20 protein-coding genes are annotated in these 21,195 nt (G+C 69.6%); 6 read left to right on the top strand and 14 right to left on the bottom strand.

Annotation, left to right across the window (positions count from 1 at the left end):
• Nucleotides 1-124: 124 nt before the first annotated feature.
• From ASD93_RS05740 to ASD93_RS05730, 3 genes are all read left to right on the top strand, one after another.
• The gene (locus ASD93_RS05740) at nucleotides 125-424 is read left to right on the top strand and encodes a hypothetical protein (protein WP_056119984.1); all 300 of its coding nucleotides are present in this window, start codon (nucleotides 125-127) and stop codon (nucleotides 422-424) included.
• Nucleotides 425-524: 100 nt separating this feature from the next.
• Entirely contained in the window at nucleotides 525-1,802 is a 1,278-nt protein-coding gene (locus tag ASD93_RS05735; protein WP_056119981.1) for a DUF349 domain-containing protein, read from the top strand.
• A gap of 93 nt (nucleotides 1,803-1,895) precedes the next feature.
• A complete protein-coding gene (locus ASD93_RS05730; protein WP_056119977.1) occupies nucleotides 1,896-2,453 on the top strand; it encodes a hypothetical protein in 558 nt (185 codons plus the stop codon).
• On the opposite strand, the gene ASD93_RS05725 is transcribed toward ASD93_RS05730, so the two are convergent.
• The 11 genes from ASD93_RS05725 to pdxS form a co-directional block, all read right to left on the bottom strand.
• Nucleotides 2,440-4,689, bottom strand: coding sequence for a RelA/SpoT family protein (locus ASD93_RS05725; RefSeq protein ID WP_056119974.1), 2,250 nt, complete (start codon nucleotides 4,687-4,689; stop codon nucleotides 2,440-2,442). The genes ASD93_RS05730 and ASD93_RS05725 overlap by 14 nt on opposite strands.
• A 54-nt stretch (nucleotides 4,690-4,743) precedes the next feature.
• Complete coding sequence (gene secF / locus ASD93_RS05720; RefSeq protein ID WP_056119971.1) at nucleotides 4,744-5,733, bottom strand: protein translocase subunit SecF; 990 nt, start codon at nucleotides 5,731-5,733, stop codon at nucleotides 4,744-4,746.
• Nucleotides 5,733-7,472, bottom strand: a complete 1,740-nt coding sequence (gene secD / locus ASD93_RS05715) for a protein translocase subunit SecD (RefSeq protein WP_056119969.1) — start codon at nucleotides 7,470-7,472, stop codon at nucleotides 5,733-5,735. Before secD ends, secF begins: the two co-directional genes overlap by 1 nt.
• Nucleotides 7,473-7,514: 42 nt before the next feature.
• Nucleotides 7,515-7,961, bottom strand: coding sequence for a preprotein translocase subunit YajC (locus ASD93_RS05710; RefSeq protein ID WP_056119966.1), 447 nt, complete (start codon nucleotides 7,959-7,961; stop codon nucleotides 7,515-7,517).
• An 81-nt stretch (nucleotides 7,962-8,042) separates the two neighbouring features.
• Entirely contained in the window at nucleotides 8,043-9,071 is a 1,029-nt protein-coding gene (gene ruvB / locus ASD93_RS05705) for a Holliday junction branch migration DNA helicase RuvB (RefSeq protein ID WP_056119964.1), read from the bottom strand.
• The gene (gene ruvA, locus ASD93_RS05700; RefSeq protein WP_056119961.1) at nucleotides 9,064-9,684 is read right to left on the bottom strand and encodes a Holliday junction branch migration protein RuvA; all 621 of its coding nucleotides are present in this window, start codon (nucleotides 9,682-9,684) and stop codon (nucleotides 9,064-9,066) included. Before ruvA ends, ruvB begins: the two co-directional genes overlap by 8 nt.
• Before the next feature lie 46 nt (nucleotides 9,685-9,730).
• On the bottom strand, nucleotides 9,731-10,306 hold the full coding sequence (gene ruvC, locus ASD93_RS05695) for a crossover junction endodeoxyribonuclease RuvC (protein ID WP_056119958.1): 576 nt from the start codon (nucleotides 10,304-10,306) through the stop codon (nucleotides 9,731-9,733).
• 56 nt (nucleotides 10,307-10,362) lie between these two features.
• Nucleotides 10,363-11,121, bottom strand: coding sequence for a YebC/PmpR family DNA-binding transcriptional regulator (locus tag ASD93_RS05690; protein ID WP_056119955.1), 759 nt, complete (start codon nucleotides 11,119-11,121; stop codon nucleotides 10,363-10,365).
• A 115-nt stretch (nucleotides 11,122-11,236) separates the two neighbouring features.
• Entirely contained in the window at nucleotides 11,237-11,770 is a 534-nt protein-coding gene (locus ASD93_RS05685) for a DUF1697 domain-containing protein (protein WP_056120909.1), read from the bottom strand.
• An 8-nt stretch (nucleotides 11,771-11,778) separates the two neighbouring features.
• Nucleotides 11,779-12,378, bottom strand: a complete 600-nt coding sequence (pdxT, locus tag ASD93_RS05680; RefSeq protein WP_056119952.1) for a pyridoxal 5'-phosphate synthase glutaminase subunit PdxT — start codon at nucleotides 12,376-12,378, stop codon at nucleotides 11,779-11,781.
• Entirely contained in the window at nucleotides 12,375-13,265 is an 891-nt protein-coding gene (gene pdxS, locus ASD93_RS05675; RefSeq protein ID WP_056119949.1) for a pyridoxal 5'-phosphate synthase lyase subunit PdxS, read from the bottom strand. The genes pdxT and pdxS overlap by 4 nt, the downstream gene beginning before the upstream one ends.
• A 123-nt stretch (nucleotides 13,266-13,388) precedes the next feature.
• On the opposite strand from pdxS, the gene ASD93_RS05670 reads away from it, so the two are divergent.
• A complete protein-coding gene (locus ASD93_RS05670; RefSeq protein ID WP_056119945.1) occupies nucleotides 13,389-14,726 on the top strand; it encodes an aminotransferase class I/II-fold pyridoxal phosphate-dependent enzyme in 1,338 nt (445 codons plus the stop codon).
• A gap of 7 nt (nucleotides 14,727-14,733) precedes the next feature.
• Nucleotides 14,734-15,585 carry a pyridoxal kinase PdxY gene (gene pdxY / locus ASD93_RS05665; protein WP_056119942.1) on the top strand — a complete coding sequence of 284 codons (852 nt, stop codon included), beginning with the start codon at nucleotides 14,734-14,736 and terminating at the stop codon, nucleotides 15,583-15,585.
• Nucleotides 15,586-15,630: 45 nt separating this feature from the next.
• On the opposite strand, the gene ASD93_RS05660 is transcribed toward pdxY, so the two are convergent.
• From ASD93_RS05660 to ASD93_RS05650, 3 genes are all read right to left on the bottom strand, one after another.
• On the bottom strand, nucleotides 15,631-16,152 hold the full coding sequence (locus ASD93_RS05660) for an HIT family protein (RefSeq protein WP_056120907.1): 522 nt from the start codon (nucleotides 16,150-16,152) through the stop codon (nucleotides 15,631-15,633).
• A 203-nt stretch (nucleotides 16,153-16,355) separates the two neighbouring features.
• Entirely contained in the window at nucleotides 16,356-18,365 is a 2,010-nt protein-coding gene (gene thrS, locus ASD93_RS05655) for a threonine--tRNA ligase (RefSeq protein ID WP_056119939.1), read from the bottom strand.
• 189 nt (nucleotides 18,366-18,554) lie between these two features.
• Nucleotides 18,555-20,876 carry a glycoside hydrolase family 5 protein gene (locus ASD93_RS05650; protein WP_056119935.1) on the bottom strand — a complete coding sequence of 774 codons (2,322 nt, stop codon included), beginning with the start codon at nucleotides 20,874-20,876 and terminating at the stop codon, nucleotides 18,555-18,557.
• A gap of 106 nt (nucleotides 20,877-20,982) precedes the next feature.
• Between ASD93_RS05650 and ASD93_RS05645 the strand changes: the two genes are divergently transcribed.
• Complete coding sequence (locus ASD93_RS05645) at nucleotides 20,983-21,195, top strand: KTSC domain-containing protein (RefSeq protein ID WP_056119933.1); 213 nt, start codon at nucleotides 20,983-20,985, stop codon at nucleotides 21,193-21,195.

Below are 21,195 nucleotides of genomic sequence, written 5' to 3'. Positions count from 1 at the left end.
GGGATGCTCACCGTTCCAGGCTAATGCGCACCGGCGACGCCGGACGCAGGAGCTTTTGCCGCGCGCGGGCGGGCCCCGTAGGATCAACCCGGCCCGGGCGTCGACCCGGATCGGAGGAGGTCTCGTGGCGAACGGTGGCAAGGACCGCGGCTCGCGGGAGTCGCGCGAGCGTTCGCGGCTCTATCAGGCGCGCCAGGAGTTCCACGCGGGTCAGGCTCGTCGCCGCACGCGCGACAACGTCATCGCCGGCGTCGTCGGCGGTCTGCTGATCCTCGGAGTGGTGGGAGCGCAGACGGCGTATTTCGTCGCCGGTCCCGGCGCGCCGGTGCCCGCCCCGACGACCACCGGAACCCCGAGCCCGACCGTCGCGCCGACTCCCACTCCGACGTCCTCGACGACGCCGACGCCCACCCCGACTCCGTAGCTCGCGCACTCCACGGCATCTGAGAGGAAGCCCCCGCCCGTACTAGGCTGGGGGCCGTCCATCCCCCACAGGCGGCGTACGCCGCGATGAGGTGCATCCCGTGACTGCCGCAGCAGAGTCCACTCCCGAATCCACCGGTCCCGCGACCGAATCCGCCGAGCCCTGGGGCCGCGTCGACGACGACGGCACGGTGTCGGTGCGCGAGGCGGACGGCTGGCGCGTGGTCGGGCAGTACCCCGACGGCTCGGCCGAAGAGGCCCTGGCCTACTTCGAGCGCAAGTACACCGATCTGGCCAGCGAAGTCGCCCTTCTCGAGGTGCGCCACCGCCGCGGCGGGGCCTCGGCATCCGACCTGCGCAGCGCCGCGCGCACCGTGTCGGCCAAGCTCGACGGCGCAGCGGCGGTCGGCGACCTGGCAGGACTCGAGACCCGCGTCTCGGCGCTCACCGAGACGCTGGCGGCGGCATCCGAAACCGAAGCAGCGGCGGCTCGCGAGGCCGTCGACGAGGCGGTACGCAGCCGCACCGAGATCGTCGAGAAGGCCGAGGCCCTCGCCGCGCGGGACCCCCGCACGGTGCAGTGGAAGCAGGCCACCGCCGAGATCACCGACCTCTTCGATCAGTGGCAGTCGCAGCAGCAGAACGGCCCGCGTCTGCCGAAGTCGGCGGCGCAGCAGCTCTGGAAGCGGTTCCGCGACGCGCGGTCGACGATCGACAAGCACCGCCGAGAGTTCTACGCCGAGCTCGACGAGGCCCACAAGGGCGTTCGCGAGAGCAAGACCAAGCTCGTCGAGAAGGCCGAGGCCCTGGCGCCGAAGGGCGAGGACGGCATCCCCGCGTACCGGGAGCTGCTCGACCAGTGGAAGACGGCCGGCCGTGCCGGCAAGAAGGTCGACGATGCCCTGTGGGCTCGATTCAAGGCGGCAGGGGACGCGCTCTACTCCGCACGCGTCGAGCGCGAGACGGCGGATGTCGAGGCCTCCCGCGAGAAGATCGACGCGAAGCGCGCTCTGCTCGAGGAGGCCAAGGCCGTCGGCGATCAGCGCGACATCGCGAAGGCGCGGGCGCTCCTCACCGGCATCCAGCGACAGTGGGACGACATCGGCCGCATCTTCCCGCGCGACGTCGAGCGCGGCCTCGACGACGAGCTGCGCAAGATCGAGCAGGCCCTGCGGACCCGCGAGGACTCGGACTGGAAGCGCAACAACCCCGAGACCAAGGCTCGCGCCAACGACATGACGCGCCAGCTCACCGATGCGATCGACAAGCTGGAGGACGAGCTCGCCGCGGCGAAGAAGTCCGGCGACAAGAAGGCCATTGCGAACGCGACCGAGGCGCTCGAAGCCCGCAAGTCCTGGCTGAAGGCGCTCGGCGGCTGACGCCCGTCACTCCCCCGCCCCGCGTTCGCGCGGTTCTCCACAGGTCAGGCAGGCGACCCCTGCCCATCGACGGAGCTCCGACAGACTGCGGTGATGGCGTCACCGTTCCTCTACTACGTCGATGACCGGCTCTCCCTCGCGGAGCTGACGGCCGCACGTCTCGACGGCCACGTCGTCGAACTCGGCGACGCGTACATTCCCGCGGACGCGGTCGAGACGCGTGCACTCCGTGCCGGCTCGCTGGCCGCGCTCCTCGGCGACACCCTCGCCGCGACGCATCTCACCGCAGCCTGGGTTCACGGCGCGCTCCCGGCACCGCCCGAGCGGCACACGGTGCAGCGGGCCGTGGCGAAGCGTCTGCACCGCGCGCCGTCCCGCCGCATCGTGTACCGCGACCTCGCCGTCGACCCCGACGACCTGGTGCTCGTCGGCGGTGTCCATCTCACCACGCGCCTGCGCACCGTGATCGATCTCGCGCGTGTCGACGACGACGACCACGCGCGGGCGTGCCGGCTGGTCGCCGCAGACGATCCCGAACTCGTCGCCGCCGCGATCGCCCGGCTCGAGCGGGGAGTCCTCCCCCACAAGCGCGCCGCGGTGGCACTTCTGCGCGGGATCGCGGCGGCTCAGGCCGCGGTCAGGACGACGTGACGCGGTAGACGTCGTAGACGGCGTCGATGCGCCGCACGGCGTTGAGCACACGGTCCAGGTGCACGATGTCGCCCATCTCGAACACGAAGCGGCTGAGGGCCAGCCTGTCCCGGGATGTCGACACCGATGCCGAGAGGATGTTCACGTGGTGCTCGCTGAGCACGCGCGTCACATCGCTGAGGAGTCCCGACCGATCGAGCGCCTCGACCTGGATCTGAACGAGGAAGACGCTCTTCGTTGTCGGCGCCCACTCGACATCGATGAGGCGCTCGGCATCGGCCATCAGCGACTTGACGTTCGTGCAGTCGGTGCGGTGCACCGAGACGCCGCTCCCCCGCGTGACGAACCCCATGATCTGATCGCCGGGCACCGGCGTGCAGCACTTGGCGAGCTTGACGAGGATGTCGGGTGCGCCGCGCACGAGCACGCCCGAGTCGCCGTTGCGCGGCGCCCGCGAGCGTCCCACACCCGGCAGCTCGATCGGGCCGGTGCTGGTGTCGCTCGTGCTGACGCGAGCCGTGACCTTCTCGATCACCGACTGCGTCGAGACGTGCCCTTCGCCGACGGCGGCATACAGGGCCGAGACGTCCTCGTAGCGCAGCTGCTGGGCGACCTCGCTGAACGAGTCCTGGCTCATGAGGCGCTGCAGCGGGAGGTTCTGCCGGCGCATCGCCCGGGCGATCGCCTCCTTGCCCTGCTCGATCGCCTCTTCGCGACGCTCCTTCGTGAACCACCCGCGGATCTTGTTGCGCGCCCGGGTGCTGCGCACGAACCCGAGCCAGTCCTGGCTGGGACCGGCATCCGGATTCTTCGAGGTGAACACCTCGACGACGTCGCCGCTCTTGAGCTCCGTCTCCAGCGGCACCAGGCGCCCGTTGACCTTCGCACCCATGGTGCGGTGCCCAACCTCGGTGTGGACCGCGTAGGCGAAGTCGACTGGGGTCGCGCCCGAAGGGAGCCCGATCACACGGCCCTTGGGCGTGAAGACGTAGACCTCCTTCGCGCCGATCTCGAAGCGGAGCGAGTCGAGGAACTCGCCCGGGTCGGCGGTTTCCGCCTGCCAGTCGGAGATGTGCGCGAGCCACGCCATGTCGGCGTCGACCGACTTGGCGTCGGTCTTGCCGCCGTTCATCCGCTCCTTGTACTTCCAGTGCGCCGCGACGCCGTACTCGGCTTGCTGGTGCATCTCGTTGGTGCGGATCTGGATCTCGACCGTGCGACCGCCGGGACCGATCACGGTCGTGTGGAGGGACTGATAGAGATTGAACTTCGGCGTGGCGATGTAGTCCTTGAACCGGCCGGGAAGCGGTGTCCAGCGCGCGTGGATCGCGCCGAGCACCGCGTAGCAGTCACGCACACTGCTCACGAGGATGCGGATGCCGATGAGGTCGTAGATGTCGTCGAACTCGCGGCCGCGCACGACCATCTTCTGGTACACCGAGAACAGCTGCTTCGGCCGGCCCATCACCCGCCCGCGGATGCGGAGCTCGCGCAGGTCGGTGTCGACCGCGTCGATCACGTTCTGCACGTACTGCTCACGCTGCGGGGTGCGCTGCTTGACGAGACTCTCGATCTCGGCGTAGAGCTTCGGGTGGAGCACGGCGAACGAGAGATCCTCGAGCTCGGACTTGATGGCCTGGATGCCGAGCCGGTGCGCGAGCGGCGCGTAGATCTCGAGCGTCTCGGTCGCCTTCTTGCGCGCCTTCTCGGGCGGCACGAAGCCCCATGTGCGCGCGTTGTGGAGGCGGTCGGCGAGCTTGATCAGGAGGACGCGGATGTCGCGCGACATCGCGACGATCATCTTGCGGACCGTCTCGGCCTGGGCGCTCTCTCCGTACTTGACCTTGTCGAGCTTGGTCACGCCGTCGACGAGCATCGCGACCTCGTCGCCGAACTCGGCCGTGAGCGTGTCGAGCGCGTACCCGGTGTCTTCGACCGTGTCGTGCAGCAGCGCCGCAGCGATCGCCTTGGGCCCCAGACCGAGATCGGCGAGGATCTGCGCGACCGCGAGAGGGTGCGTGATGTACGGCTCGCCGCTCTGCCGCGTTTGCCCGGTGTGGGCGGTGTCGGCGACGGCGTACGCCCGCTCGATGATCGACAGATCGCCCTTCGGGTGGTGCGTGCGCACCGTGCGAAGCAGCTGCTCGACGTCGTCGCGACGCGCCGACCGCGAGAAGATCCGCGGAACGAGACGACGAAGCGACGAGGTCTGGGCGGGAGGGACGGTCTCGGTCACCCGATTCCCTCCCCTCCGCTGGAGATCACAATCCTACGCCCGCGTCGATGCGCCTCAGGCCGGGGTGCCCGCGAGCTCTCGCGCCGCGAGCACACGCGTGTCACGCGCCTTGATCGGCGCTTCGTTCTCGCGCAGGAGCGAGTACAGCGGCGCCGCGACGAAGATCGTCGAGTACGCGGCGACGATCGTTCCCACGAAGATCGACAGCGAGAGGTCGGTGAGCGTCTGCGCACCCTGCCAGATGAGTCCGATGAACAGGATCGCACCGGTCGGCAGGATCGCGACGACGGTCGTGTTGATCGACCGCACCAGGGTCTGGTTCACCGCGAGGTTCACGGACTCGCCGAACGTGCGACCCGACACCTCGCCGTCCTCGTCTGTATTCTCCCTGATCTTGTCGAAGACGACCGTGGTGTCGTACAGGGCGTAGGAGAGGATCGTGAGGAATCCGATCACCGCCGCCGGCGAGATCTCGAACCCGAACAGGGCGTAGATGCCGACCGTGATGATGAGCACGTCGACCAGGCCGATGATCGCCGACACCGACATCTTCCACGTGCGGAAGTAGAGGGCGAGGATCAGGAACGTCAGCGCGAGGAAGATGGCCAGACCCCACAGCGACTGGCGCGTGACGTCGGCTCCCCAGCTGGGGCCGATGAACGAGTAGCTGACCTCGCTGGCGGGCACGTCGTACGCCTCGGCCAGAGCCGCCGAGACTTCACGGCTCTCGGCGTCCGTCAGCTGGTCGGTCTGCACGCGGACCGCGTCGTCGCCGATCGTCACGACCTTCGTCGTGGCGTCGGGAACGACCGAGTGCACGGCTTCCGTCGCGATGTCCTGGTCGGGGGTGGCGACGCTGTTGACCGTGAACTGCGATCCCCCGGTGAACTCGATCGAGAACTCGATGGGCCGGAAGAGCGGCACGAGCGCCGAGCCGACCACGAGGATCGCCGCGATCAGGAACCACAGGCGCCGACGCCCGACGAACGGGAACGAGGTCTTGCCGGTGTAGAGGTCGTTTCCGAGCTGATTCATGGAGCGCATCAGTCGTCTCCCTCCTTGGCGGTCGGGCCGGGTTTCGACTTTCCGCCCGCCGAGCCGGCGGCGAGCTCCGCCTGCTTGCGTTCGGCGATCGTCTGGCGGCGCACCGCCTCATTGCGGGACTTTCCGGCGCGCCGGTCCGCGGCCGTCGTCGAGGTCGCAGCCACGGGCGCGCGGAACTGCGCGCGACCGCGGTAGACCGCGCCCAGAGCCGTCGGATCGAGACCCGACAGGGGGTGCCCGCCGCCGAAGAACTTCGTGCGTGCGAGCAGCTGCATCACCGGGTGCGTGAAGAGGATGAAGATGAGCACGTCGATCGCGGTCGTGAGGCCGAGCGTGAACGCGAAGCCCTTGACGGTCGCATCGGCCAGGATGTACAGCACCACGGCGGCGAGGATGTTGATCGACTTCGAGATGTAGATCGTGCGCTTGGCGCGGTTCCAGCCGTCCTCGACGGCGCTCGTGATCGATTTGCCGTCGCGAAGCTCGTCTCGGATGCGTTCGAAGTAGACGATGAACGAGTCGGCCGTGAAACCGATCGTCACGATTAGACCGGCGACGCCGGCGAGCGAGAGCCGGAAGCCCATGCGCCACGCGAGGATGCACAGCGTGAGATAGGTCAGCACGGCCATCACCGCGAGTGACGCGATGATCACGAAGCCGAGCGCGCGGTAGACGATCAGCGAGTAGATCGCGACCAGGGCGAGACCGATGAGACCGGCGATGAGGCCGATCTGCAGCTGCTGCGAACCCAGGGTCGCTGAGATCGAGTTGGAGCTCTCGACCGTGAACGAGAGCGGCAGAGCGCCGTACTTCAGCTGATCGGCGAGGACCTTGGAGGACTCCTGTGTGAAGTTGCCGGTGATGCTCGGGTCACCGCCGAGGATGACCGCGTTCATCGACGGCGCGGACAGCACGTAGCCGTCGAGCACGAAGGCGAACTGGTTGAGCGGCGGGTCGGCACCGTACAGTCGCTGGCTGATCTCGCCGAAGGTCTTGGTGCCCTCTTCGTCGAACTTCAGGTTGACCGCCCACAGTCCGTTCTGCTGCTGAAGGCCGAACGACGCGTCGTCGATGGACGATCCGTCGAGTTCGACCGGCCCGAGGATGTACTTGATCGTGCCGTCGGCGTCGCACGTGATGAGCGGCTCGTCGGCCGGCGCGTTCGCGGGATCGTTCGTCGGGTTCGCGCAGTCGTAGGCCTGGTACTCCGCCTGGAGCTTGGGCGTGACCCACGCGAGGTCGCTGCCGTTCGTCGGCTCCGCCGACGGCGTGGCCGCGAGGGTGGGGTCGGGGGTCGGGTAGGGCGTCTCGTTGCCGTCTTCACCCACGAACGTGGTCGCCGGCGAACCCGCGACGAGCACGGCGCGCAGCTGCAGCTGAGCCGAGGCTTCGATGCGGTTGCGGGTCTCCTCGTCGGCCTGCCCGGGGATCTGGACGACGATCTGGTTGCCAGCCTGCGTGGTGACGTCGGCCTCGCCGACACCCGACGCGTCGACGCGCTGGCGGATGATCGTGACCGCCTGGTTCATCTGCTCCTCGGACGGCGCGGCACCGTCCTCGGTCTGCGCCTCGAGCACGATCTGCGTGCCGCCCTGGAGGTCGAGCGCAAGCGCGGGCGTCCACGAGCTCTGCTGGAACACGTACACGCCGAGTGCATTGATCCCGGCCAGCAGGGCCGTGATCACGAGGAGGCCGGTCAGCGCGCGCCACGCATGCCGGACGGGAGTGGAAGTCGCCACGGATTCCGCTTTCTGGAAGAAGCCCGAAAGGGGCCGGTGGGATCAGGCCTGGGGCTTGGTGCCGGGCTCTGCGTCCGGGTCGGCGGCGTCCGCCGTGTCGTCAGCCGCGCGGATGTCGTCGGCGACGTCGTCGACGGGGGTGACGGGGGTGACGACGGGAGCGGATGCCTCGGGCAGGAAGTCGTCCTCGGTCTGGACGTCGGCGATCGGGTCCACCACACGCAGGATGGCCTGGCTGTGCACCTTGATCTCGACGCCGGGAGCGATCTCGACGATCGCCGGCTGGTCCAGGTTCTCGGGGTCGTACGCCACGATCGTGCCGAACAGCCCGCCCTGCAGCAGAACCTCTGCGCCGGGCACGGTCTGACGCGCGCGCTGCTCCTGCTCGAGCTTCTGCTTCGCCATCCGGCGGCGCGAGCTCCAGAACATGAAGACCAGGAGCACGACCAGCAGAATGATGAGGCCGTAGTTGGTGAAGAACTCGTTCATGAAGGTGACATGACCTTTCGGGTCAGGCGCGCACCATGGCGGCACTGCCTGTGAGAGGAGGGGGGCGAAAGCCTCCAGCGATTATAGGTCATCGAAGTCGAGCACCGATTCGGCGCGGCGCGCACCCATGTGCGCGTACGCCTCGGGAGTCGCCACGCGTCCGCGCGGCGTCCTCCCCATGAATCCGATGCGCACGAGATACGGCTCGACGACGGACTCGATGGTCTCCGCCTCCTCACCGACGGCCACCGCCAGCGTGCCGAGGCCGACGGGCCCGCCGCGGAATCGGCGGACGAGGGCGTCGAGAACCGCTCGGTCGAGGCGATCGAGCCCGATCGCATCGACGTCGTAGAGGTCGAGAGCCCCGTCCACGATCGCCGTGTCGGCTTCTCGCCCATCGCCGTACACGATGAGGTAGTCGCGCACGCGGCGGAGCAGACGGTTCGCGATGCGCGGCGTCCCCCGCGAGCGACGCGCGATCTCGGCGCGCGCCGAGGGAGGCAGCGAGACGCCCAGCATGGCGGCCGACCGCTCGATCACGCGCTCGAGCTCCTCGGGTTCGTAGTACTCGAGGTGCGCGGTGAAGCCGAAGCGGTCGCGCAGCGGGTTGGGCAGGAGCCCTGACCGGGTCGTGGCGCCGACGAGCGTGAACGGCGCGAGATCGAGCGGGATGCTGGTGGCCCCGGCACCCTTGCCGACCATGATGTCGATGCGGAAGTCCTCCATCGCGAGGTAGAGCATCTCCTCGGCGGATCGCGCCATGCGGTGGATCTCGTCGATGAAGAGGACCTCGCCGGAGGTGAGGCTCGACAGCAGCGCTGCGAGGTCGCCCGCGTGCTGGATCGCCGGGCCGCTCGAGAGCCGAAGGGGGCGCTCGCTCTCGTGCGCCACGATCATCGCGAGAGTGGTCTTCCCGAGACCCGGCGGACCCGACAGCAGGATGTGGTCGGGCGGCCGGTGCTGGATGCGCGCGGCATCCAGGAGCAGCTGCAGCTGCCCGCGCACCTTGTGCTGACCGACGAACTCGGCCAGCGACGTGGGGCGCAAGGCGCCCTCGATGGCGAGCTCGGTCTCGTCGGCAGGCTCGGCGGCGTCGCGCAGGTCATCCACCGATGGTCTCCTTGCGCGCGGGGCCGAGCACCGAGAGCGTGAGTCGCAGCAGCGCGGGGACGGAGGCGCGCTCGGACTCCGTCGCCTCCCCCGCGACGGACTCCACGGCTTCGGCCGCGATGCGCTCCGACCACCCGAGGCCCACCAGCGCCTGCACCACCTGAGCGGGGATGGCGGGCGCCGCATCCGCCCGCGCTGTTCCGGTCGTGCGCGTGACCGTGATCTTGCCTGCGAGCTGCACGACGATGAGCTTGGCCGTCTTCGGTCCGATGCCCGAGACTCGGCGGAACGGCGCATCGTCGTCGGCGGCGACCGCGTCGGCGATCTGGGCGACGGTGAGGGTGGACAGCACACCGAGCGCGGACTTGGGCCCGACGCCGGTCACTCCGAGGAGCTGAGTGAAGACGCCGAGCTCTTCGCGCTCTTCGAATCCGAAGAGCGACAGGGCATCTTCTCGGACGATCAGGCTCGTGTGGAGCAGGATCGGCTCGCCCAGATGCGCGCCTCTCGCCACCTGCTGCGTCACCGCGACCGAGAGACCTACTCCGCCGACCTCGACGACGAGGGCGTCCTGCTCGATGTGCACGACGGTGCCGCGAAGGGACGAGATCATGCTCCGAGCCTACGGGCGCCTTCGGACGTTTGTTCGAGCGACACGCTCACCGGCGCGCGAGTCGTTCGGCGTCGTGCCACGCCTTCTGGGCGGGCGTGAGTGGACCGGATGCCGCGGCCGCCGCCCCGCCGCGCCAGGCGTGGCACAGAGCCAGCGCCAGCGCATCCGCGGCGTCGGCCGGCTGCGGCAGGGCGTCCAGACGCAGCACCCGGGCGACCATCGTCTGCACCTGGAGCTTGTCGGCCGATCCGTAGCCGGTCACAGCCGCCTTCACCTCGGAGGGGGTGTGCGTCGCGGCAGGCAGGCCGCGCTCCCCCGCGATCAGGAGCGCGATGCCGCTCGCCTGCGCCGTGCCCATCACCGTGTGCCGGTTGTGCTGTGCGAACACGCGCTCGACGGCGACGACCTGCGGCGAATGCGCATCGACGACGTCGCGCAGACCGGCCGCGATCACCGCGAGGCGCTCCTCGATCGGTGCGCCAGGGTCGGAGCGGACGACGCCGACATGGACCAGCCGCGCGGACCGGTCGGGCGCCACGTCCACGACACCGACGCCGCACCGGGTGAGGCCCGGGTCGATGCCGAGCACCCGGAGGCTGCCGCGTGCGCGTGGGGAAGTCACTCCCTCACGCTAGGCGAGGGCAGCGACCACGTGGCCGAGGCGCTCCGCGCGGGGACCTACTCGTCCTCTTCGAGCTCGGCCTGGACGTCGGCGGACAGGTCGAAGTTGCTGAAGACGCTCTGGACGTCGTCGCTGTCCTCGAGCGCATCGATCAGACGGAAGACCTTGCGGGCCGTGTCGGCATCGATCTCGACCTTGAGGTTGGGCACGAATTCCACGTCGGCCGATTCGTACTCGATGCCGGCATCCTGCAGCGCGGAGCGCACCGGCACGAGATCGGTCGCCTCGGTGATGACCTCGAAGCCCTGGGCATGCGGCTCGACATCCTCCGCACCCGCCTCGAGCGCGGCCAGCATGACGTCGTCCTCGCTGGCCCCCTCGCTCGAAACGACGATCACGCCCTTGCGGGTGAAGTTGTAGGCCACGCTGCCCGGGTCGGCGAGGGTCCCGCCGTTGCGCGTCAGCGCGGTGCGCACCTCGGCGGCGGCGCGGTTCTTGTTGTCGGTGAGGCACTCGATCATGAGCGCGACGCCGTTGGGGCCGTAGCCTTCGTAGACGATCGAGGTGTACTCGACGGACTCGCCGCCGATACCCGCGCCGCGCTTGATGGCGCGGTCGATGTTGTCCTTGGGGACCGAGGTCTTCTTCGCCTTGAGAACGGCGTCGAACAGCGTCGGATTGCCCTGGAGGTCGGGGCCTCCGAGCTTCGCGGCCACTTCGATGTTCTTGATGAGCTTGGCCCACGACTTGGCGCGGCGCGAATCGATCACGGCCTTCTTGTGCTTGGTCGTCGCCCACTTGGAATGCCCGGACATACTTCTCCTGATCAGCTCGTCGGCTGTGCGGGGCCGCTCACGTCGATGCGCCGCGACCCTGCCGCCGGCTGACAAGTCTAATCCCGAGGCCGGGCCCGCGCCGCGGAGGGCCGCGTCAGCCGATGATCCTGCGCAGCGTCCGCAGGTTGCGATTGGTCGTGCGCGCCCGGTAGGCGGACTTCGCCAGGACCTTCGCGAAGGGGGTCGACACCGTCGTGCCCTTCACCGGGTTCCAGTAGACGACGCCCTCGCCCGACGCGACGGGGTCGGCCTCGGCATCCGAGTCCATCGCGGCCTTCACGAGCTCGTCGCGCGTGGCCGCGTCGACGCAGAAGATCACCCACGGCTGGCGGGAGGAGTCGGCGTCGTCGAAGGGGAACGCCTCGGCCGCCGCGGTGAGTTCGCCGAGCGTGACGAGGACGATCCAGGCGTCGTAGTCGAATCGCTCGCGCAGAGCCTTCTCGATCTTCGAGGTCAGCTTCGCGCGATCGGATGCCGCGGCATCCGCCTCGAAGACCACGTTGCCGCTCGCGAGGACCGTGCGCACCGAGCCGAACCCGAGCGCGGTGAACACCTCCGCGAGGTCGGCATTGCGGATGCTGATGCCGCCCACGTTCACGCCCCGGAGGAGGGCGACCCAGGTGGACACGGTTCCCATCATGGCGCGCGCAGGGAGTCGAGGAAGAGCCGATGGAACCGGTGCTCCCCCGAGACCTCGGGATGGAATGCCGTCGCGAGCAGCGCCCCCTGGCGGACGGCCACTACGCGACCGTCCTCCAGCACGGCCATCCGCTCGACCTCGGGACCGGTCTCCTCGACGAGCGGAGCGCGGATGAACACGGCGTGCACCGGCGGGTCTCCGAGCACCGGAACCGCGAGGTCGGTCTCGAAGGAGTCGACCTGGCTGCCGAACGCGTTGCGCCGCACCGTGACGTCGAGGCCGCCGAATGTCTGCTGGCCGTCGATACCGTCGGTGATGCGATCGGCCAGGAGGATCATGCCCGCGCAGGTGCCGTACATCGGCATCCCGGCCGCGATCGCGTCGCGCACGGGCTCACGCATCCCGAACGCGCGCGACAGTTTGTCGATGACGCTCGACTCCCCGCCGGGGATCACGAGTCCGTCGACCGCGGCGAGCTCGACGGGCCGGCGCACGAGGGACACCTCGGCGCCGAGCCCGGTCAGCACTCGCGCGTGCTCGCGGACGTCGCCCTGGAGAGCCAGGACGCCGACGTGCGGACGAGTCCGAGCGGTCACCAACCGCGCTCGGCGAGACGGTGCGGGGCAGCGAGGTCGGTGACGTTGATGCCGACCATCGCCTCGCCGAGTCCGCGGGAGACCTCCGCGATCACCTTGGCGTCGTCGTAGAACGTCGTCGCCTTCACGATCGCCGCCGCGCGCTCGGCCGGGTTGCCCGACTTGAAGATGCCCGAGCCGACGAACACGCCGTCGGCGCCCAGCTGCATCATCATCGCGGCATCCGCGGGGGTTGCCACGCCGCCGGCGACGAAGAGCACGACGGGGAGCTTGCCGGTCTCGGCGATCTCGGCGACGAGCTCGTACGGCGCCTGGAGCTCCTTCGCCGCGACGTACAGCTCGTCCTTCGTCATCGAGCGGAGAACGTTGATCTCGCTCGAGATCTTGCGGATGTGCTTGGTGGCCTCGGAGACGTCTCCCGTGCCCGCCTCGCCCTTGGAGCGGATCATGGCGGCGCCCTCGTTGATGCGGCGCAGCGCCTCACCCAGGTTGGTGGCACCGCAGACGAAGGGCACCGTGAAGCCCCACTTGTCGATGTGGTTCACGTAGTCGGCGGGCGAGAGCACCTCGGACTCGTCGATGTAGTCGACGCCGAGCTCCTGGAGCACCTGCGCCTCGACGAAGTGGCCGATGCGCGCCTTCGCCATGACGGGGATCGAGACGGCCTCGATGATGCCGTCGATCATGTCGGGGTCGCTCATGCGCGAGACGCCGCCCTGGGCGCGGATGTCGGCGGGAACCCGCTCGAGGGCCATGACCGCGACGGCACCGGCGTCCTCGGCGATCTTGGCCTGATCGGCCGTGACGACGTCCATGATGACGCCGCCCTTGAGCATTTCGGCGAGGCCGCGCTTGACGCGTCCGGTTCCCGTGTCGACTGCGCTCACAAGGGTTCCCTTCGGGTGGATCGCACGGCGACGCGCGATCGGATGGAGACGAGGTGGCCGATTGGCCTAGGCCAAAAGATAGCATGTACCGCACCATAGGATCGGCACACGGAAGGCGGTGGCATGGACCTCGAGATCAGCGGGCGCTCGGCAGCGGAGATCTCCGACAGCCTGCGCGCACTCGTGGAGCGGCGGATGCTGCGCCCCGGCGACGCCCTCCCCTCCGTGCGTTCGCTCGCCGACAGCCTGGGCGTCAACCGGAACACCGTGGTCGCCGCCTACCGCCAGCTCACCCAGGCCGGCGTCGTCGTCACCCTCGGCCGCGGCGGCACCCGCGTGGCCGATCGCGCCGTCGTCGCTCAAGAGGGGTTCGCGGCGGACACGGTGCTGCGCGACGTGGGCACGGGCAATCCCGACCCCACCCGTATCCCCGACCTCTCGCGCGCGCTGGCCGGTGTCGCCCGACGGCCGGTGCTCTACGGCGAGCCCGTCATCGACCCCGACCTCGAGCGGTGGGCGCGGTCCTGGATGGGCGATGCGCCTGCCGCCGACTTCAGCCTCACCATCACGAGCGGCGCGGCCGACGCCGTCGAGCGACTCCTCGCCAGCGCACTGACGCGCGACGATGCCGTCGCGCTGGAGGACCCCTGCTTCCTGACGAGCATCCACACCGTGCGCGTCGGCGGCTACCGCGCGGTGGCAATCCCCATGGACGACCAGGGCATGACGGTCGCGGGGCTCCGGGTCGCGCTCGCGGATGGAGTGAGAGCCGTCATCTGCACGCCTCGGGCGCAGAACCCGACGGGAGCGAGCGTCTCGGCGAGACGGGCCGCGGAGCTGCGCGCGGTGCTGGCGGAGCATCCCTACGTGCTCGTCATCGAGGACGACCACTTCTCGATGCTGTCGCGCGAGCCGTTTCACACGATCATCCCCGCCGGGCATCGCCGCTGGGCCCTCGTCCGTTCGGTCTCGAAGTTCCTGGGGCCCGACATGTGCCTCGCCGTGACCGCCTCCGACGACGAGACGGCCGATCGCCTCGCGATGCGACTGACGCCGGGCACCACGTGGGTGAGCCATCTGCTGCAGCGGCTGACCCTCGCCCTCGCCTCGGATCCCGCGGTCTTGGCGGAGATCGATCGCGCGGGTGCGCACTATGCCGCGCGCAATGCGGCCTTCGCCGAGCGCCTCTCCGCTCTCGGCCTCCCGGCGGTGGCCGGCGACGGGCTCAACCTGTGGGTGGCGCTGCCGGTGCCCGCGCGAGCAGTCACCGAGCGGCTCATGCGCCGGGGGTGGCTCGCCCGCAGCGGCGACGACTTCGCACTCGACGACGCCGGCGCCGCCCGGCGACTCCGGCTCACGACCCACGACCTCACCGATACCGAGGCGGACCAGCTGGCGGATGACATCGCCGCAGCCGTGCGGGCGGTGGGCGGCCGAGTGCTTCCTGCCGGGGTGGGATGATCGACCGGTGAAGATCCTCTCGATCCAGTCCGCCGTGGCGTACGGTCACGTCGGCAACTCGGCAGCCGTGTTCCCCCTGCAGCGCATCGGTGTCGAGGTGCTGCCGGTCTACACGGTGAACTTCTCGAACCACACCGGCTACGGCGCCTGGCGCGGCCCCCTGATCAGTCCCGACGATGTGCGCGACGTGATCCTCGGCATCGAAGAGCGCGGAGCGCTCCCCGAGATCGACGTCGTGCTCTCGGGCTATCAGGGCGGCGAGGGCATCGCCGATGTGATCCTCGACGCGGTCGCCCGCGTGAAGGCTGCGAACCCCGCTGCGGTGTACGCCTGCGACCCGGTGATGGGCAACGCGAGGTCCGGGTGCTTCGTCGCGCCGGCGATCCCCGTCCTGCTGCGGGAGCGCGTCGTCCCCGCGGCGGACATCATCACCCCGAACCAGTTCGAGCTCGGCTTCCTCACCGACACCGAGCCCGACACGCTCGCATCGACGCTCGAGTCGGTCGACCGCATCCGCGACACGGGTCCGCGCACGGTGCTCGTGACCAGTGTCGAGCGGCCGGATCGTCCCGAGGGCACGATCGAGATGCTCGCCGTCGACGACGGCGGCGCGTGGATCGTCCAGACGCCCCGCATCCCCATGAAGGCCAACGGGTCGGGCGACGTGACCGCCGCCCTCTTCACGGCGCACTACCGCAGCTCCGGCGACATCGGCGACGCGCTCGCGCGCACCACCTCGAGCGTGTTCGACCTCCTCGAGCGCACGCACGAGTCCGGGGAGCGCGAGCTGCAGCTCGTCGAGTCGCAGGAGTCGTATGCCCACCCCCGCATGCAGTTCGAGGTGCGTCAGGTCCGCTGAGGGAGGACGGATGCCGCGCCCGGCGCCTCGAGAGCGGTGATGGGGCTATGCCTTCCAGGCGTCGGCGATGGCGACCCGCACCTCGCCGAGCAGCTGCGGCAGCGCCTTCGTGCGGGCGATGATCGGGAAGAAGTTCGCGTCGGAACCCCACCGCGGCACGACGTGCTGGTGCAGGTGCTCGTCGACCCCGGCGCCGGCGACACTCCCCTGGTTCATGCCGATGTTGAACCCGTCGCATCGCGACACCGTCCGCAGCACGCGCATCGCCGTCTGAGTGAGTTCGCCGATCTCGGCGACCTCCTCGTCCGTCGCCTGGTCGTACGTCGCGATGTGGCGATACGGGCAGATCAGCAGATGCCCGGAGTTGTACGGGAAGAGGTTGAGCAGCGCGTAGGCGGTGCGGCCGCGCGCGACGATGAGACCATCGGCGTCGCTCTTGTGCGGTGCGGCGCAGAACGGGCACTCCTCGCGCAGCGGATCCGGTCCCGCCTGGATGTACGCCATCCGGTGCGGCGTCCACAGTCGCTGGAACCCGTCGGGCACACCCGGGAGGCTCGCCGCGTCGATGAGTCCGGCGACGTCGGAGGGCGAAGCCTCGGAGACCGAGGCATCCGCTCCCGACGTCGCGTCGCTCACGAACCCTTCGACAGGCTCAGGAACCGAGCCTTCGCGGTCGCGACTTCCCGCAAGCGGGGCGTCGCTCACGCGCCCTTCGACAGGCTCAGGAACCGAGCCTTCGCGGTCGCGACTTCCCGCAAGCGGGGCGTCGCTCACGCGAAGTCCTCCGCAGAGTTCACCAGCGCGTGCGATGCGATCGCTTCATGGATGCGGCGCACGGCGTCGGCGATCGGCACACCGTTCTCCTGCGAGCCGTCACGGAAGCGGAACGAGACCGTTCCGCCTGCGCGATCCTGCTCGCCGGCGATCAGCATGAGCGGCACCTTCTGCGTGGTGTGCGTGCGGATCTTCTTCTGCATGCGGTCATCGCTGTGGTCGAGCTCCGCGCGCACGCCGTCCGCCCGCAGCTGCGACACGACCTCCGACAGGTAGTCGGCGTACTCCTCGGCGACCGGGATGCCGACCACCTGGACGGGCGAGAGCCACACCGGGAACGCGCCGGCGTAGTGCTCGAGGAGGATCGCGAAGAACCGCTCGATCGATCCGAAGAGAGCCCGGTGGATCATGATGGGGCGCTTCTTCTGACCGTCACGGTCGGTGAACTCCAGTTCGAAGCGCTCGGGCAGATTGACGTCGACCTGGACGGTCGACAGCTGCCACGTGCGGCCGATGGCGTCCTTCGTCTTGAGGTCGATCTTCGGTCCGTAAAAGGCGGCTTCGCCGGGCACCTCGGTGACCTTCAGACCGCTCGCGTGCGCGACGTTGCGGAGGGCGTTCGTGGAGTACTCCCAGAACTCGTCGGAGCCGATCCACTTGTCCTTCTCGTCATCGCGCATCGACAGCTCGAGCTCGAAGTCCTCGAGACCGAAGTCACGGAGCATCGAGATCACGAATTCGAGGACGCGAGTGGTCTCGGTCTCGAGCTGCTCGGGGGTGACGAACAGGTGCGAGTCGTCCTGCGTGAACCCCCGCACACGGGTGAGACCGTGGAGGGCGCCGGAGAGCTCGTTGCGGTAGACCGTGCCGTTCTCGGCGAGACGCATCGGCAGGTCCCGGTAGCTGCGCGCGCGCTCCTTGAAGATCAGGATGTGCATGGGGCAGTTCATCGGCTTCAGGTAGTAGTCCTGGCCGTGCTTGGTGATCTCGCCGTGCTCGTCGCGCTCCTCGTCCATCACGATGGGCGGGAACATGCCCTCCTTGTAGGTGACGAGGTGGTTCGACTGGAGGAAGAGATCCTCCTTCGAGATGTGAGGGGTGTACACGTAGGTGTAACCGCCGTCGATGTGCCGACGGCGCGCGTGCTGCTCCATCTCGCCGCGCACGATGCCGCCGCGGGGATGCCACACCGACAGGCCGGAGCCGATCTCGTCCGGGAACGAGAACAGGTCGAGCTCCTTGCCGAGCTTGCGGTGGTCGCGCTTCGCGGCCTCCTCGAGGCGCTGCTGGTAGGCGCGCAGCTCGTCCTTGGTCGGCCAGGCGGTGCCGTAGATGCGCTGCAGCTGCGGGTTCTTCTCACTCCCCCGCCAGTACGCGCCGGCGACGCGCTGGAGAGCCCAGCCGTTGCCGATCATGCGGGTGCTGGGCAGGTGCGGGCCGCGGCAGAGGTCCTTCCAGACCGTCTGCCCGTCGCGGTCCACGTTGTCGTAGATGGTGAGCTCGCCGGCACCGACCTCGACGGACGCCCCCTCGGCTGCCTCCTTGGACCCGCCCTTGAGTCCGATGAGCTCGAGCTTGAACGGCTCGTCGACGAGCTCGACGCGCGCTTCCTCGTCGGTGACGACGCGGCGAACGAAACGCTGGCCCTCGCGGACGATGCGCTGCATCTCCTTGTCGATCGCCTTCACGTCTTCGGGGGTGAACGGATGCTCCACCCCGAAGTCGTAGTAGAAGCCGTCGGTGATCGGCGGGCCGATGCCGAGGTTCGCCTGCGGGTGGATGCGCTGCACCGCCTGCGCGAGGACGTGCGCCGTCGAGTGACGCAGGATCGCGAGCCCATCAGGGCTGTCGATGGTGACCGGCTCGACGGCATCCGTCTCCTCCACCACCGTCGCGAGGTCTTTGAGCTCCCCGTTGACGCGAAGCGCGACGACGGAGCGGTCGGGGAACAGGGCGAACCCGTCTGCAGGGAACGGCACGGCGGGCGGGAGGACGTCGTCAGTCACGGAAACTCTCCTGGAGATGGCTCGGATCAAGGCTACTCAGCTTCGGACGCCGCATGCGTCCTGCCCGCTCAGGCGCCGAGCGTTCGCGTGCCGGTCGGCGCGGCGAAGGCCGCGGTCACCGGTCCGACGAGTTCCATCCCCCGAGTCTATCCGGACCGCCTCGGACCGCGGGGATCGGCAGCCGCCGGTTCAGGCCCCCGCCGTCGTGAGCTCGTAGTCCCCGTCGGCGCATCCGGTGACCGACCAGCCACCGGGGACGACCGTCACCTCGACACCGCTGAGACCCGATGAGGAGACGTCGGGCCGCGCGGAGCCGGGCACCCACACTTCGAGACCGCATCCGTCGCCGCCCGTGCCGGTCAGCCGCAGCCCCGCGCCGTCGGCAGACAGCGACGTCAGGATGCCCGGCGCCGAGCGAGGGTACGCACGGCTGAGGATCTCGAGCAGATCGGTGCGCGGCTCGGCGTCCTCGCCGGTCGTGCAGTCCTGCCGCATGAGCGAGTCCGTGAGGTCGACGAGCCCGCCCTGCGGATCGCCGCACGCCTGCTTCCACACCCAGTACGCACTGCCGAGGATGTGCTCGTCCTCCAGCGCGGCGTAGCGCTCGAGGCGCGCGACGCGGTCGGCGTCGTCGCCCCAATAGCCGTACTCCCCCGACCACAGCGGCATGCCGTACGCGCCGGCCGCGCGCAGCGCGAGATCGAACTGCCGGTCCATCGACACGATCGGCGCGATCCCCAGCGACCGGTCCATCGTGATCGACTCGGCGTAGAGGTGGGGCGAGTAGACGAGGTTCGCGTCGTCGGAGAATCCGGGGCGCGGACCGCTGTCGAAGCCGAGGCCGGACCACAGGATGCTGGGCTCGATGAAGACGATCTGCTCGGCGCCCTCGGCTCGGATCGCGGTGATCGCCCGCTCGTAGAAGCGCCCGAGGAGGTGCGACGTCGTGACCGGCGCCGTCTCGCCGAATCCGGGCTCGTTGAGCAGGTCGTAGCCGGCGATCGCCTCTTCGTCCTTGAACATCGCGGCGAGTTCGGCCCACGTGGACACGAGCGCGGACTGCGCACCCTCGGTGTCGAAGTAGAAGTGCTGGAAGGCGCGATCGCTCGCCGGCGAGATGTCGCGCCCCTGGAACTGGCAGCGCGGCGCGCCGTCGGTGATGGTCGCCCAGCCGGGCGCCCCGTCGTATCCCCACATCGGGTCGGTGCCGGGGCGGCAGGCCGTCCCCTCGGGGGTCCCCTCGTTCCACCAGGAGTCCTGATGCATGTCGAGCACGACGTAGAGGCCGTGCTCCTTCGCCGAGTCCACGGCGGCGACGATCTGCGCGACGTAGTCCTCGTCGAGCTCCCCGCGCTCCGGTTCGAGCGCCGACCACGACATCCCGAGTCTGACCACGTTGAAGCCCTGCTCGGCCATGCCGGCGAAGTCCTCATCGGTGAGCGGGCGTGTGGCCTCGACCTGCCGGTCAGGGCGGTAGAAGTCGACGAGCTGGTTGACGTTCACGCCGCGCAGGAGCACCTGGTTCCCATCGCCGTCGACGATGCGCTCGCCCTCGGCGCGCAGCACCCCCGCCGGGGGTTCTGCGGGCTCGTCGGGGGCACCGAGCGAGACGGGAACGAGCACCGTCACGCCGAGGGCGATGACCGCGACCGAGGCGATCGCCGCCCCCACCACGCGCAGCGCCGTCGCCGACCGGATGCGGTCGACGACAACGGCGGCGACGCCGACCACCCAGCCGACGCACGCGCCGAAGGCGAGGCCGTCCGCGACGGTCACGTATGCGGCCATCAGCGGCCACAGATCGCCCTGCACGCCGTCGATCACGAGTGCGATCAGCGCCTGCACGACGCCCACGAGGGCTCCCGCGACGACCGCGGCGAGCCAGCCACCCAGCACCCCGCGAACCCGCGGGCGCATCCACCGGAGGCACACGTAGGTCGCGCCGGCGAGGAGGGCCATCGCGATGACCACGGACAGGATGCCGCTCTCCGGCCGCGCGATCGGCACGCCCGGCGCGTACACGACCGTCGTCCACCACAGACCCGACACCAGTGGTGCGACCGCGCCGAACAGCAGTGCGGGCAGAAGGACCGCGCCGCGCTCACCCCGCTCACGGCTCACCGGCCCGCCCAGCCAGCGAGCGGCGGCGGCGACGATGAGCGCCGTGGGGACCGCCTTGGCCGTTACGTAGGCCGCGGCCCACGCGGCGATCACGGCATCCCAGGTCATGACGAGGCACGCGGCGGCCTGTGCGAGCAGGATCGCCAGCACGAACCCGACCACGAGGGTCCAGTACCGGTCCCCCGCCCGCAGCGCGACCCACCAGGTGACGCCGAGCAGCACGGGCACGAAGACGAGGTACGGCGCGAGGGTCCACAGTTCCGTCCACCGGGGCGCGGCTCCGGACCAGCCGACGAGGGCGAGGAGCCCGGTCGGGTCCGCGATGGACTGGATCAGGACCAGCACGATCATGCTGATGAGCGCGACGAGAGGACGTCGGTGAGACCGCATTGGCACTCCGTTGTGACAAAGGGGGCGAGGGGATGTTCGCACAGCATCCGTCATCGCCCTCGGCAAGTCAAACCGGGGGCCGGATGCCGCGGGTACGCTCGTGCGCATGAGACGGCGGCCCCTCACATCCGGCGCGATCGCGTCGGCCGGGTACGACCCGGCGCTGGCGGTGCTCGAACTGGAGTTCACCTCGGGCGAGGTCTACCAGTACTACGCCGTGCCGCCCTCCGTTCATCGGGCGCTGCTCGAGGCGGAGAGTGCGGGGCGCTTCTTCCGCGACAGCATCCGCGACGTCTATCCGACCGAGCATCGCCGCTGA

Source organism: Microbacterium sp. Root180 (assembly GCF_001428485.1).
Classification (GTDB): domain Bacteria; phylum Actinomycetota; class Actinomycetes; order Actinomycetales; family Microbacteriaceae; genus Microbacterium.
Note: the sequence above shows the minus strand (reverse complement) of the source record. Positions and strands in the feature narration are given on the sequence as shown.

What these genes read in the sequence shown, in the direction of transcription:
- ASD93_RS05690 (WP_056119955.1), bottom strand. Translation starts at nt 11,121, where the DNA reads ATGTCCGGGCATTCCAAGTGGGCGACGACCAAGCACAAGAAGGCCGTG.
- ASD93_RS05650 (WP_056119935.1), bottom strand. Translation starts at nt 20,876, where the DNA reads ATGCGGTCTCACCGACGTCCTCTCGTCGCGCTCATCAGCATGATCGTG.
- ASD93_RS05670 (WP_056119945.1), top strand. Translation starts at nt 13,389, where the DNA reads ATGGACCTCGAGATCAGCGGGCGCTCGGCAGCGGAGATCTCCGACAGC.
- ruvA (WP_056119961.1), bottom strand. Translation starts at nt 9,684, where the DNA reads ATGATCTCGTCCCTTCGCGGCACCGTCGTGCACATCGAGCAGGACGCC.
- ASD93_RS05710 (WP_056119966.1), bottom strand. Translation starts at nt 7,961, where the DNA reads ATGAACGAGTTCTTCACCAACTACGGCCTCATCATTCTGCTGGTCGTG.
- ASD93_RS05645 (WP_056119933.1), top strand. Translation starts at nt 20,983, where the DNA reads ATGAGACGGCGGCCCCTCACATCCGGCGCGATCGCGTCGGCCGGGTAC.
- secF (WP_056119971.1), bottom strand. Translation starts at nt 5,733, where the DNA reads ATGCGCTCCATGAATCAGCTCGGAAACGACCTCTACACCGGCAAGACC.
- ASD93_RS05730 (WP_056119977.1), top strand. Translation starts at nt 1,896, where the DNA reads ATGGCGTCACCGTTCCTCTACTACGTCGATGACCGGCTCTCCCTCGCG.